The sequence below is a fragment of the Burkholderia sp. MSMB1826 genome, assembly GCF_001526325.1.
Classification (GTDB): domain Bacteria; phylum Pseudomonadota; class Gammaproteobacteria; order Burkholderiales; family Burkholderiaceae; genus Burkholderia.
This window is the reverse complement of the sequence record NZ_LOYN01000022.1, coordinates 304,771-318,219: the sequence shown is the minus strand read 5'-3', so window position 1 is coordinate 318,219 and position 13,449 is coordinate 304,771. Positions and strand designations below refer to the sequence as shown.

The window sequence follows — 13,449 nt, the reverse complement described above, 5'->3', positions numbered from 1 at the left end:
CGGATAAGATCGAACATTATAGCCCAACATCGCGCAGCAGGTCCCGCAGTTCCTGCGTCGTGTCGACGAGGTGCCGGGCCTGCCAGTCGACCGGTGCGACGCCGTCGCCGCAATAGCCGTACGCGGCTGCCACGGTGGCCATGCCGGCGGCGCTGCCAGCCTGAATGTCGCGCAGGTCGTCGCCGACGTAGACGATGCGCGCAGGCGCGAGCGCCAACTGGTCGGCCGCATGCAGCAACGGGGCCGGATGCGGCTTCGAGTGCGGCGTTGTGTCGCCCCCGACGACGCACGCGGCGCGCGGCGCGAGACCGAGCAGCTCGACGAGCGGTGCCGTGAGTCGCATCGCCTTGTTCGTGACGATGCCCCAGCGCACGCCGCGCGCATCGAGTTCGTCGAGCACGTCGCCGATGCCGGGGAATAGCGTCGTATGCACGCAGAGATCGGCCGCGTAGTTGGCGAGGAACTCGTCGCGCATCGCTTCGTAGCCGGGCGTGTGCGGATCGATGCCGAACGCGCCGCCGAGCAGGCCGCGCGCGCCGGCCGAGGCCAGCGGCCGCAGCACGTCGAGCGACGTTTCGGGCAGGCCGCGCTCGCGTTGCATCTTGTTGACGGCTGCCGCGAGATCGGGCGCCGTGTCGGCGAGCGTGCCGTCCAGATCGAACAGGACTGCATCGCAGTGCAGCAGGCGCGGTTCGTCTGCGATCCGCGCGGTCGAAAGGGGAGTCGTCATGCCGGTCAAAAGATCATGCGCCGCGTCGGCATGCGACGAGGTAGTTGATGTCGGTGTCGTTCGACAGCGCGAAGCGCTTGCCGATCGGGTGATACGTGATGCCCTTGATCTCGACGATGTGCAGATCCGTCGCGCGCACGAAGCCGGCCAGTTCCGACGGGCGGATGAAGCGCGCGTAATCGTGCGTGCCCTTCGGCAGCATTTGTGCGATGTATTCCGCGCCGATCACCGCGAACAGGTAAGACTTCAGATTGCGGTTCAGCGTCGAGAAGAACACCCAGCCGCCCGGTTTCACGAGCGTCGCGCACGCGGCCACGATATCGCCGGGTGACGGCACGTGCTCGAGCATCTCCATGCACGTGACGACGTCGTAGGTGCCCGGTTCGCGCGCGGCGATCGCTTCGGCTGCGATCGCCTCGTAATCGACCGAAATGCCGCTTTCGAGGCTGTGCAGGTCGGCAACGCCGAGCGCTTCGGTCGACAGGTCGATGCCTTTCACCTGGGCGCCGAGCCCGGCCATCGATTCGGACAGGATGCCGCCGCCGCAGCCAATGTCGAGCGCGCGCTTGCCGGCCAGATGCGCATGCGCGTCGATCCAGCCGAGCCGCACCGGGTTCAGGTCGTGCAACGGCTTGAATTCGGCATTTGGATCCCACCATCGGTGAGCGAGGTCGCTGAATTTCTGGAGTTCGTGCGGATCGGCGTTGGTCATGTCGGCAAACGGGCTACGAGAGGAGGGCGATGCTTCGGTGCGTCAGCCCCGAGTATATAAGCGGGCGGACGACGAGGCCAGCGAGCGTCTGGACGGGCGTCAATGAAAAAGCCCCGCCGGAGCGGGGCTTTGAAGCAGTCGAAAACCGCGGCTTACTGCGCCGGAACGGTCGTCTTCTGCACTTCTTGCGTACCGACCACTTCGACTTCCACGCGGCGGTCCGGTGCGAGGCAGGCGATGAGTTGCTTGCGGTTCTTCTGGTTGCAGCCGGTCGTGACCGGGTTGCGCTTGCCCTTGCCTTCCGTGTAGATCTTGTTGGCCGGCACACCCTTGCTGACCAGGTACGACTTCACGGCTTGCGCACGGCGCAGCGACAGACGGTCGTTGTACTTGTCCGAACCGATGCGGTCCGTGTAGCCCGTTGCGACGACCACTTCCGTGTTCATGCCCTGGATCTTCGATGCCAGTTCGTCCAGCTTCTGCTTGCCCAGCGGCTTGAGCGTTGCCTTGTCGAAGTCGAACAGTGCGTCAGCTTGATACGTGATCTTCTGGCTCGTGATGGCCGGAGCGACCGGAGCGACCGGCGGCTGCGGTGCCTGGGCGACCAGTGCGCCGTCGCACTTCGCGTTGGCGGTGGCCGGCGTCCAGAACGCATCGCGCCAGCAGAGCTCGTTCGTGCCGTTCATCCACACCCATTCGCCCGTGCCGTTCACCCAGTTGTCATTGACGGCTTGACGCGACGCCGGCACCGACTGTGCCGAAGCGGATGCAGCCATAACTGCGGTAGCTGCAATGAACGCGAGCTTTGAAAGTTTATTCATATTTCTCCTCTCGAAATTGAGATTACCGCAGGTTTACTGCGAGCCTGTTGACGGTGACAAGTCATACATTGCTCGAAGTATAACATTGGTGCGGCACAAAAAACGCGGCACCGCTCTGTGTAGACTTCGAGCAGCGTCTAACTTTCAGTGCGTTGGCATTTTGCCATATCGTTCCCTTCCTACGAAAAAAAATCCTCCCCACCCCAAGATCGCTTCAACTTTGTGGTGCATGCGCAACACCGGCCTGCCGTAACTTTTAGAGATTGTCAAGAGCGTGGCCGGGAAATCGCACGAATGCATGCCGTCGTTTACTCGCGCGCGTGAAACACGGCGGATGCGACCACGTGCGGCGTCTCGAGCGTCGCGCGCGATGTCGGCCGATCGATTTCGGCCGATTCGCCGCCGCCGCGATTTTTGCTGTTTACATATAGAGGGGGAGCGGATTGGCGGCTGATGGGCGCATGTTAGAATCTCGCGTTGCGTTGCGCATGCAGCGCCCACGCGAAAGGCGTTCGCCGTCTTCGCTCCGAAACGATACGGATACATGGATCAATTCGCCAAAGAGACCCTGCCCACCTCCCTCGAGGAGGAAATGCGCCGTTCGTATCTCGATTACGCGATGAGCGTGATCGTCGGACGTGCCCTTCCGGATGTCCGCGATGGCCTGAAGCCCGTGCACCGGCGCGTATTGTTCGCGATGCACGAACTGAACAACGACTGGAACCGCGCGTACAAGAAATCGGCGCGTATCGTCGGTGACGTGATCGGTAAATATCACCCTCACGGCGATACCGCGGTCTACGACACGATCGTGCGGATGGCGCAGGACTTCTCGCTGCGCTACATGCTGATCGACGGGCAGGGCAACTTCGGCTCGATCGACGGCGACAATGCCGCGGCGATGCGTTACACCGAAATTCGCATGGCGAAGATCGGTCACGAGCTGCTCGCCGACATCGACAAGGAAACGGTCGATTTCGAGCCGAACTACGACGGCAACGAAACGCAGCCGTCGGTCCTGCCGTCGCGCATCCCGAACCTGCTGATCAACGGCTCGTCGGGCATCGCGGTCGGCATGGCGACCAACATTCCGCCGCACAACCTGAACGAAGTCGTCGACGCGTGCCAGCATCTGCTCGGCAACCCGGAGGCGACGATCGACGAGCTGATCGAGATCATCCCGGCGCCGGATTTCCCGACGGCCGGCATCATCTACGGCGTCGCCGGCGTGCGCGACGGCTACCGCACCGGGCGCGGCCGCGTCGTGATGCGCGCGGCCACGCACTTCGAGGAGATCGACCGCGGCCAGCGGATGGCGATCATCGTCGACGAGCTGCCGTACCAGGTGAACAAGCGCTCGCTGCTCGAGCGGATCGCCGAGCTCGTCAATGAGAAGAAGCTCGAGGGCATTTCCGACATCCGCGACGAGTCCGACAAGAGCGGCATGCGCGTCGTGATCGAGCTCAAGCGCGGCGAAGTGCCGGAAGTGGTGCTGAACAACCTGTACAAGGCGACGCAGCTTCAGGACACGTTCGGCATGAATATGGTCGCGCTCGTCGACGGCCAGCCGAAGCTGCTGAACCTGAAGGAAATCCTGCAGTGCTTCTTGTCGCATCGACGCGAAGTGCTGACGCGCCGCACGATCTACGAACTGCGCAAGGCCCGCGAGCGCGGCCACGTGCTCGAAGGTCTCGCGGTCGCGCTCGCGAACATCGACGAGTTCATCGCGATCATCAAGGCCGCGCCGACGCCGCCGATCGCGAAGCAGGAACTGATGGCGAAACCGTGGGATTCGTCGCTTGTGCGCGAGATGCTGACGCGCGCCGAGAGCGAGAACGCGGCGGCCGGCGGCCGTTCCGCGTATCGTCCGGAAGGCCTGAACCCGGCGTTCGGGATGCAGGCCGACGGGCTGTACCGTCTGTCCGACACGCAGGCGCAGGAAATCCTGCAGATGCGTCTGCAGCGCCTGACCGGCCTCGAGCAGGACAAGATCATCGGCGAGTACCGCGAAGTGATGGCACAGATCGCCGACCTGCTGGACATCCTCGCGCGCCCCGAGCGGATCACGACGATGATCGGCGAGGAACTGACCTCGGTGAAGGCCGAATTCGGCGACGCGCGCCGCTCGAAGATCGAGCTGAACGCGACCGAGCTGAACACCGAGGATCTGATCACGCCGCAGGACATGGTCGTCACGATGTCGCATGCGGGCTACGTGAAGTCGCAGCCGCTGTCCGAGTACCGCGCGCAGAAGCGCGGCGGTCGCGGCAAGCAGGCGACGCAGATGAAGGAAGACGACTGGATCGAGACGCTTTTCATCGCGAACACGCACGACTACATCCTGTGCTTCTCGAACCGCGGCCGCGTGTACTGGGTCAAGGTCTATGAAGTGCCGCAGGGCTCGCGCAACTCGCGCGGCCGCCCGATCGTCAACATGTTCCCGCTGCAGGAAGGCGAGAAGATCAACGTCGTGCTGCCGGTCAAGGAATTCTCGGCCGACAAGTTCATCTTCATGGCGACGTCGCTCGGCACCGTGAAGAAGACGCCGCTCGAAGCATTCAGCCGCCCGATGAAGAAGGGCATCATCGCGGTCGGCCTCGACGATGGCGACTACCTGATCGGTGCGTCGATCACCGACGGCGCGCACGACGTGATGCTGTTCTCGGATTCCGGCAAGGCCGTGCGTTTCGACGAGAACGACGTGCGTCCGATGGGGCGCGAGGCGCGCGGCGTGCGCGGCATGCAGCTCGAGGACGGGCAGCAGGTCATCGCGATGCTGGTCGCGGGCAGCGAGGAGCAGACGGTGCTCACCGCAACCGAAAACGGCTACGGCAAGCGCACGCCGATCACCGAGTACACGCGTCACGGTCGCGGCACGAAGGGCATGATCGCGATCCAGACGTCCGAGCGCAACGGCAAGGTCGTGGCCGCCACGCTCGTCGACGCCGAGGATCAGATCATGCTGATCACGACGGCCGGCGTGTTGATTCGCACCCGTGTTTCCGAGATACGCGAGATGGGACGCGCCACGCAAGGTGTTACACTCATCAGTCTCGATGAGGGTACCAAGCTCTCTGGCCTGCAGCAGATCGCGGAGGCCGAAGAGGGAGAGGGCGAGGCCGACGAGGCGTCGGACGGCGAAGCCTGAAGAACGGATGAGACTCTGGCCGCCGCGGGCGAAATGCGCCGCGGCCGGCGAGCAACCATTCATATTTCCAAAAGGGAGTGATGATGCAAAAGCAATTCAAGCAACTGGTTCTGCTGGCTGCACTGGTGCCGACGTTCGCGATGGCGCAGGCGCTGTCGAATTCCGCACCGGCTGCTCCGGCGGCAGCTGCGCCGATCGACGCCGACAAGAAGGCAGCGATCAAGGATCTGCTCGACGCGATCGACGCGCCGAAGCTCGTGTCGGCAATCGGCAACAGCGCCGAAATGCAGGCCAAGCAACTCGTGCCGGCGATCCTGTCGGACGCGCTGTCGGAAAACAAGACGCTGAACGACAAGCAGAAGCAGGCTGCCGTTCCGACGCTGCAGAAGAACGCGGTGCCGAAGCTGGTCGACGGCGCAGGCAAGGTGTTCGGCACGCAACAGTTCCAGAGCGACGCGATGTCGGCTCAGTACGACGCGTACGCGAAGTACTACAGCACGTCGGAGATCAAGGATCTGACGACGTTCTACAAGAGCCCGACGGGCCGCAAGTTCATCCAGGTTCAGGATCAGGTCGGTCGCGACGTGGTCAACGGCCTGATGCAGAAGTACATGCCGCAAGCGATCCAGGCAACGCGTACGCAGGCTGACAAGGAAGTCGCAGCAGTCAAGCCGGGCAAGTAAGCTGTCCGGGCACGCCCCCGGCCGTTCGGCCGGGTTTGGCGGGAGCCTGACGACAGTGCGATAATGGCCGTTTGCGCGCGAGCGCAAGCGGCCATTTCTTTTCTGGCGCGTTCTGCCGGCGGCAAGCCGGTCGCGTCCCTCCCGAGGTTTTCACGATGCGCGTCTTTAATTTCTCCGCCGGCCCCGCGGCGATGCCCGAGGAAGTACTGCGGCAGGCCGCCGACGAAATGCTCGACTGGCACGGCAGCGGCATGAGCGTGATGGAGATGAGCCATCGCGGCAAGGAGTTCATGTCGATCCACGAGGCCGCGCTGACCGACCTGCGCGACCTGCTCGGCGTGCCGGCGAGCCACCGGATCCTGTTCCTGCAGGGCGGCGGCATCGCGGAAAACGCGATCGTGCCGATGAACCTGCTCGGCTCGCGCAAGACGGCCGACTTCGTCGTGACGGGTTCGTGGTCGCAGAAATCGTTCGGCGAGGCGAAGAAGTTCTGCACGCCGCATCTGGCCGCGACCGGCAAGACGGAGGGCGGTTTCACGCGTGCGCCCGCGCGTGCCGAATGGCAGCTGTCGGACGATCCCGCCTACGTGCATCTGTGCACCAACGAGACGATCGACGGCGTCGAGACGTTCGAGATCCCCGATCTCGGCGACGTGCCGCTGGTCGCGGATGTCTCGTCGCACATCCTGTCGCGCCCGATGGACGTCGCGAAGTACGGCGTGCTGTTCGGCGGTGCGCAGAAGAACATCGGGATGGCTGGCGTGACGGTCGTGATCGTGCGCGAGGATCTGCTCGATCGCGCGCTGTCGATCTGCCCGTCCGCATTCGAATGGAAGACCATCGCCGCGAACAACTCGCTGTACAACACGCCGCCCACCTACGCGATCTACATCGCGGGCCTCGTGTTCCAGTGGCTGAAGCGGCAGGGCGGGCTCGAAGCGATCGAGGCCCGCAATATCGAAAAATCGAAGCTGCTCTACGACACGATCGACGCGAGCAGTTTCTATCTGAACAAGGTCGAGCCGGCAGCGCGTTCGCGGATGAACGTGCCGTTTTTCCTGGCCGACGAAACGCGCAACGAAGACTTCCTCGCCGGCGCAAAGGCGCGCGGGCTGCTGCAGCTGAAGGGCCACAAGTCCGTCGGCGGCATGCGGGCGTCGATCTACAACGCGGTGCCGCTCGAGGGCGTGAAGGCGCTCGTCGAGTACATGAAGGACTTCGAGCAGCGCGGCGCCTGACGGCGGCGCTGTTCAAACAGCACGGCAAAACGCATGGACGACGAACTGAATTCCCGCCTGAAACCGCTGCGCGACCGCATCGACGCGATCGACGCGCAGCTGATCGCGCTCCTGAACCAGCGCGCCGCGGTGGCGCTGGAGGTGGGCGAGGTCAAGAAGCATTTCAACGCGCCGGTGTTCCGGCCGGAGCGCGAGCTGCAGGTGATCGCGCGGCTGCAGGACATGAGTGCCGGGCCGCTCGCGAGCGAGCACATCAGCGCCATCTGGCGCGAGATCATGGCGGCGAGCCGCGCGCTCGAGCAGACGATCCACGTCGCGTTCCTCGGGCCGGTCGGTACGTACAGCGAGCAGGCGATGCTCGAGTATTTCGGCCAGTCGATCGAAGGGCTGCCGTGCCCGTCGATCGACGAGGTGTTCCGCTCGGTCGAGGCCGGGGCGTGCGCGTTCGGCATCGCACCGGTCGAGAATTCGACCGAAGGCGCGGTATCGCGCACGCTCGACCTGCTGTTGCAGACCCAACTGGTGATCAGCGGCGAGCTCGCGCTGCCGATCCATCACAACCTGCTCACGCAGAGCGGCACGCTCGACGGCGTGAAGCGTGTCTGCGCGCATGGGCAGGCGCTCGCGCAATGCCAGCAGTGGCTCGCGGCGAATGCGCCGCAGCTCGAGCGGCAAGCCGTGGCGAGCAACGCGGAGGCCGCGCGTCTGGCCGCGGCCGATCCGACCGTCGCCGCGATCGCGGGCGATCGCGCGGCCGCGCATTACGGCCTGCAGATCGCGTTCTCGCTGATCCAGGACGATCCGCACAACCGCACGCGTTTCGTGATCGTCGGCAAGCAGCCGGCCGGCCAGAGCGGTCACGACCAGACGTCGCTGATCGTGTCGGTGAAGAACGAGCCGGGCGCCGTGTTCAAGCTGCTCGAGCCGCTCGCGCGGCACGGCGTGTCGATGACGCGCTTCGAGTCGCGTCCGGCGCGCGTGGGCACGTGGGAGTACTACTTCTACATCGACATCGAAGGGCATCGCGACGATGCGGCGGTGGCGGCCGCGCTGACGGAACTCGGCCAAAAGGCCGCGTTCCTGAAGATACTCGGTTCGTATCCGCGCGCACGCTGACGCGGCGGCGCGTCGCCTGCGGTGCGCAGGCGGCGCGCGAAGAAGCGGGCAGGGCAGGCCGATCGGCGCTGCCGAAGGCGGGAGCGGGCGGTATCCGGCGCAGGTTGCGCCGGGTGCGGGCCCGTTGCCCGGAATCTGGAATTCCGCGTGCGGGGCGTCGTCCCGCATGCGTAACTTGGCTCTTGTCGTGTCAGGCTTTGCATTCAACAAACTGGTCATCTTCGGCGTCGGCCTGATCGGCGGATCGCTGGCCCGCGCGCTGCGCGAGCGCGCGCCGGGCGGTGCGGGCGAGATCGTCGGCGTGGGCCGTTCGCGTGCGTCGGTCGAGCGCGCGCTGTCGCTCGGCGTGATCGACCGCGCGGCGGCGCTCGACGACGACGCGCAGGTGCGCGACGCCCTTGCCGGCGCCGATCTCGTCCTGCTGGCCGCGCCCGTCGCGCAGACGGGCCCGTTGCTCGCGCGCATTGCGCCGTGGCTCGACGGCGCGACGATCGTCACCGATGCGGGCAGCACCAAGTCCGATGTCGTTGCGGCTGCGCGCGACGCGCTCGGCGCGCGGATCGTGCAGTTCGTGCCGGGGCATCCGATCGCCGGGCGCGAGTCGAGCGGCGTCGAGGCTGCGTTGCCGGACCTCTACGTCGGCCGCAACGTCGTACTGTGCCCGCTGCCGGAGAACGCGCTCGAAGCGGTGGCCCGGATCGACGCGATGTGGCGCGCGACCGGCGCCGACGTGCGCACGATGACCACCGAACAGCACGATCGCGTATTCGCGTCGATCAGCCATCTGCCGCACGTGCTGTCGTTCGCGCTCGTCGAGCAGATTCTCGGCGAGGCCGACGCGGAACTGAAATTCTCGTACGCGGCCGGCGGTTTTCGCGATTTCACGCGCATCGCGGCGTCGAACCCGGAAATGTGGCGCGACGTGTGCGTCGCGAACCGCGCGGCGCTGCTCGACGAACTCGACGGCTACACGCGCGTGCTCGCGCGGTTGCGCGCGGCGATCGACGCCGGCGACGGCGCGGCGCTCGAAGCCGTATTCACGCGCTCGCGCGCCGCGCGCAAGGCATGGCAGGAAAGCGGCGGCGCGTCCGCTGCCGAACCGGTCAAGAAATAACAGGACGATTCCCATGGACTACCTCGATCTCGGCCCGTACTCCAGTGCATCGGGCACCGTGCGCCTGCCCGGCTCGAAGAGCATTTCGAACCGCGTGCTGCTGCTCGCGGCGCTCGCCGAAGGCGAAACGACGATCACCAACCTGCTCGACTCCGACGACACGCGCGTGATGCTCGACGCACTCGGCAAGCTCGGCGTGAAGCTCGCGCGCGACGGCGACACCTGTGTCGTCGCCGGCACGCGCGGCGCGTTTACCGCGAAGACGGCCGACCTGTTCCTCGGCAACGCGGGCACGGCCGTGCGGCCGCTGACCGCCGCGCTCGCGGTAAACGGCGGCGACTACCGGGTGCACGGCGTGCCCCGCATGCACGAGCGGCCGATCGGCGATCTCGTCGACGGCTTGCGCCAGATCGGCGCGCAGATCGACTACGAGCTGAACGAAGGCTACCCGCCGCTGCGGATCAAGCCCGCGACGATCTCGGTCGATGCGCCGATCCGCGTGCGCGGCGACGTGTCGAGCCAGTTCCTCACCGCGCTCCTGATGACGCTGCCGCTCGTGAAGGCGAAGGACGGCCGGACCGTCGTCGAAGTCGACGGCGAGCTGATCTCGAAGCCGTACATCGACATCACGATCCGGCTGATGGCGCGCTTCGGCGTGAGCGTCGAGCGCGACGGCTGGCAGCGCTTCGTCGTGCCGGCCGGCGTGCGCTACCGCTCGCCGGGGCGGATCATGGTCGAGGGCGACGCGTCGTCCGCGTCGTACTTCCTCGCGGCCGGCGCGCTGGGCGGTGGCCCGCTGCGGGTCGAGGGCGTGGGGCGGGCGAGCATCCAGGGCGACGTCGGCTTCGCGAATGCGCTGATGCAGATGGGCGCGAACGTGACGATGGGCGACGACTGGATCGACGTGCGCGGCATCGGCCACGATCACGGCAAGCTCGAGCCGATCGACATGGACTTCAACCTGATTCCCGACGCGGCGATGACCATCGCAATCGCGGCGCTGTTCGCGAACGGCACGAGCACGCTGCGCAACATCGCGAGCTGGCGCGTGAAGGAGACCGACCGCATCGCCGCGATGGCGACCGAGCTGCGCAAGGTCGGCGCGATCGTCGAGGAAGGCCCCGACTATCTCGTCGTCACGCCGCCGGAAAAGCTCACGCCGAACGCGGCGATCGATACGTACGACGATCACCGGATGGCGATGTGCTTCTCGCTCGTCAGCCTGGGCGGCGTGCCCGTGCGGATCAACGATCCGAAGTGCGTCGGCAAGACGTTCCCCGACTATTTCGACCGCTTCGCCGCGCTCGCCAAAGCCTGATCCGACTGTTCCGATGAAATCGACCCGACCCTTTCACCCGACTCCCGTCATCACGATCGACGGCCCGACCGCCTCCGGCAAGGGCACCGTCGCGGCGCTCGTCGCCGCGCACCTCGGCTTCCACCTGCTCGACAGCGGCGCGCTGTACCGGGTGGCGGCGCTCGCGAGCGTGCGCTACGGAATCGCAGCGGAAGACATCGACGCGCTGGTGAAGCTGATCGACGATCTGCACATCACGTTCCGTGAAGGTTGCGCGCAACTCGACGGCGTCGACGTGTCGAACGACATCCGTGCCGAAGCGGTCGGCAACCGCGCGTCGGCCATTGCCGTGCACGGCCCCGTGCGCACCGCGCTCGTCGCGCGCCAGCGGGCGTTTCGCAAGACGCCGGGCCTCGTGGCGGACGGGCGCGACATGGGCACGGTGATCTTCCCCGACGCCGTGCTGAAGGTGTTCCTGACGGCCAGCGCCGAGGCGCGCGCGACCAGACGGCATAAGCAATTGATGCAAAAAGGTTTTTCTGCTAACATAGATGACTTGCTCCGGGATCTTCGTGAACGTGACGCGCGCGACAGCAATCGCGCAGCCGCGCCGCTGAAGCCTGCGGCAGATGCCAAGTTGCTCGATACGTCGGCACTTTCGGTCGATGAAGCCGTCGATCAGGTGCTGCAGTGGTACCGGGCGCTCGGCCAGCCAGCCTGAGAAGGCTGGGCGGCAGTAGGTGCTCCGCGCGTGAGTGCGGAGCGTGTTTCGAACCCTTAACCCCGTGTGGTCTTCGATCTGGCCCTTTCAGCCTGCCATTCCGGCCGGCGTGGCACAGCGAGCCATGCACAATCAGATTTTTATGTCCGACCTGCAAACCTCCACCCCGAATACCGAATCCTTTGCGGCTCTGTTCGAAGAGTCGCTGACCCGCCAAGACATGCGCGCCGGCGAAGTGATTTCCGCCGAAGTCGTGCGCGTCGACCACAACTTCGTGGTCGTCAATGCAGGCCTGAAGTCCGAGGCTTACATTCCGATCGAGGAATTCCTGAACGATCAGGGCGAGGTTGAGGTGCAGTCGGGCGATTTCGTGTCCGTCGCGATCGACGCACTCGAAAACGGCTACGGCGACACGATCCTGTCGCGCGACAAGGCGAAGCGCCTCGCATCGTGGCTGTCGCTGGAAAAGGCCCTCGACAACAACGAACTCGTCACCGGCACGATCACCGGCAAGGTGAAGGGCGGCATGACCGTGATGGTCAACGGCATCCGCGCGTTCCTGCCGGGTTCGCTGGTCGACACGCGTCCGGTCAAGGACACGACCCCGTACGAAGGCAAGACGCTCGAGTTCCGCGTGATCAAGCTCGATCGCAAGCGCAACAACGTCGTGCTGTCGCGTCGTGCAGTGATCGAAGCAACGCAAGGCGAAGAGCGCGCGAAGCTGCTCGAGACGCTGAAGGAAGGCGCGATCGTCAACGGCGTGGTCAAGAACATCACCGATTACGGCGCGTTCGTCGACCTCGGCGGCATCGACGGCCTGCTGCACATCACCGACATCGCATGGCGTCGTGTGCGTCACCCGAGCGAAGTCCTGTCGGTTGGCCAGGAAGTCACCGCGAAGATCCTCAAGTTCGACCAAGAGAAGAACCGCGTCTCGCTGGGCATCAAGCAACTGGGCGACGATCCGTGGGAAGGCATCTCGCGCCGTTACCCGTCGGGCACGCGTCTGTTCGGCAAGGTCACGAACATCACCGACTACGGCGCATTCGTCGAAGTGGAATCGGGCATCGAAGGCCTCGTCCACGTGTCGGAAATGGACTGGACCAACAAGAACGTTGCGCCGTCGAAGGTTGTCCAGCTGGGCGACGAAGTCGAAGTCATGGTCCTCGAGATCGACGAAGACCGTCGTCGTATCAGCCTCGGCATGAAGCAGTGCAAGCCGAATCCGTGGGACGACTTCAGCCGCAACTTCAAGAAGGGCGACAAGATCACGGGCGCAATCAAGTCGATCACCGACTTCGGCGTGTTCATCGGTCTGCCGGGCGGCATCGACGGCCTGGTCCACCTGTCGGACCTGTCGTGGAGCGAAGCCGGCGAAGAAGCCGTTCGCAAGTACAAGAAGGGCGACGAAGTCGAAGCGATCGTGCTCGGTATCGACGTCGAGAAGGAACGCATTTCGCTCGGCATCAAGCAGCTCGAAGGCGATCCGTTCAGCAACTACGTTGCAATGAACGACAAGGGCTCGATCGTCGATGGCGTCGTGAAGACGGTCGATGCGAAGGGTGCGGTCGTCACGCTGACGGGCGACATCGAAGGCTACCTGCGTGCGTCGGAAATCTCGCAGGATCGCGTCGAAGACGCACGCAACGTGCTGAAGGAAGGCGACAAGGTCAACGCGATGGTGATCAACATCGATCGCAAGTCGCGCGGCATCAACCTGTCGATCAAGGCGAAGGATTCGGCCGAACAACAGGAAGCGATCCGCGGCCTGCAGTCGGACTCCAGCGCTGCTGCGACCGGTACGACCAACCTCGGCGCGCTGCTGAAGGCGAAGCTCGACGGCCAAAACCAGTAAGCCTTACGAGGTCT

11 protein-coding genes are annotated in these 13,449 nt (G+C 65.1%); 8 read left to right on the top strand and 3 right to left on the bottom strand.

The features are described 5' to 3' along the window. Positions 1 to 16 precede the first annotated feature (16 nt). From gph to ompA, 3 genes are all read right to left on the bottom strand, one after another. A complete protein-coding gene (gene gph / locus WS95_RS13715) occupies positions 17 to 730 on the bottom strand; it encodes a phosphoglycolate phosphatase (RefSeq protein WP_034206712.1) in 714 nt (237 codons plus the stop codon). Positions 731 to 743: 13 nt separating this feature from the next. Further along, on the bottom strand, positions 744 to 1,442 hold the full coding sequence (gene ubiG / locus WS95_RS13710) for a bifunctional 2-polyprenyl-6-hydroxyphenol methylase/3-demethylubiquinol 3-O-methyltransferase UbiG (protein WP_059501696.1): 699 nt from the start codon (positions 1,440 to 1,442) through the stop codon (positions 744 to 746). A gap of 152 nt (positions 1,443 to 1,594) precedes the next feature. Next, positions 1,595 to 2,263: an outer membrane protein OmpA gene (gene ompA / locus WS95_RS13705; protein ID WP_006400736.1), complete on the bottom strand. Its 669-nt coding sequence runs from the start codon at positions 2,261 to 2,263 to the stop codon at positions 1,595 to 1,597. A gap of 544 nt (positions 2,264 to 2,807) precedes the next feature. Here ompA and gyrA point away from each other — a divergent pair. The 8 genes from gyrA to rpsA all read left to right on the top strand — a co-directional run bounded on the left by gyrA (position 2,808) and on the right by rpsA (position 13,435). Continuing rightward, a complete protein-coding gene (gyrA, locus tag WS95_RS13700; RefSeq protein WP_059824247.1) occupies positions 2,808 to 5,411 on the top strand; it encodes a DNA gyrase subunit A in 2,604 nt (867 codons plus the stop codon). Between the two features lie 83 nt (positions 5,412 to 5,494). Then, positions 5,495 to 6,094 (top strand): DUF2059 domain-containing protein, encoded by a 600-nt coding sequence (locus WS95_RS13695; protein WP_006486966.1) that lies wholly within the window; start codon positions 5,495 to 5,497, stop codon positions 6,092 to 6,094. A gap of 155 nt (positions 6,095 to 6,249) precedes the next feature. After that, positions 6,250 to 7,332, top strand: coding sequence for a 3-phosphoserine/phosphohydroxythreonine transaminase (serC, locus tag WS95_RS13690; RefSeq protein ID WP_059501692.1), 1,083 nt, complete (start codon positions 6,250 to 6,252; stop codon positions 7,330 to 7,332). A gap of 33 nt (positions 7,333 to 7,365) precedes the next feature. Continuing rightward, entirely contained in the window at positions 7,366 to 8,448 is a 1,083-nt protein-coding gene (pheA, locus tag WS95_RS13685) for a prephenate dehydratase (protein ID WP_059779684.1), read from the top strand. 187 nt (positions 8,449 to 8,635) lie between these two features. Then, a complete protein-coding gene (locus WS95_RS13680) occupies positions 8,636 to 9,562 on the top strand; it encodes a prephenate dehydrogenase (protein WP_059824245.1) in 927 nt (308 codons plus the stop codon). A gap of 13 nt (positions 9,563 to 9,575) precedes the next feature. Then, complete coding sequence (gene aroA, locus WS95_RS13675) at positions 9,576 to 10,880, top strand: 3-phosphoshikimate 1-carboxyvinyltransferase (protein WP_059824244.1); 1,305 nt, start codon at positions 9,576 to 9,578, stop codon at positions 10,878 to 10,880. Positions 10,881 to 10,893: 13 nt separating this feature from the next. Then, positions 10,894 to 11,580 carry a (d)CMP kinase gene (gene cmk, locus WS95_RS13670; protein WP_059824242.1) on the top strand — a complete coding sequence of 229 codons (687 nt, stop codon included), beginning with the start codon at positions 10,894 to 10,896 and terminating at the stop codon, positions 11,578 to 11,580. 142 nt (positions 11,581 to 11,722) lie between these two features. Continuing rightward, entirely contained in the window at positions 11,723 to 13,435 is a 1,713-nt protein-coding gene (gene rpsA / locus WS95_RS13665) for a 30S ribosomal protein S1 (RefSeq protein ID WP_011544885.1), read from the top strand. The last annotated feature ends 14 nt before the right edge of the window (positions 13,436 to 13,449 follow it).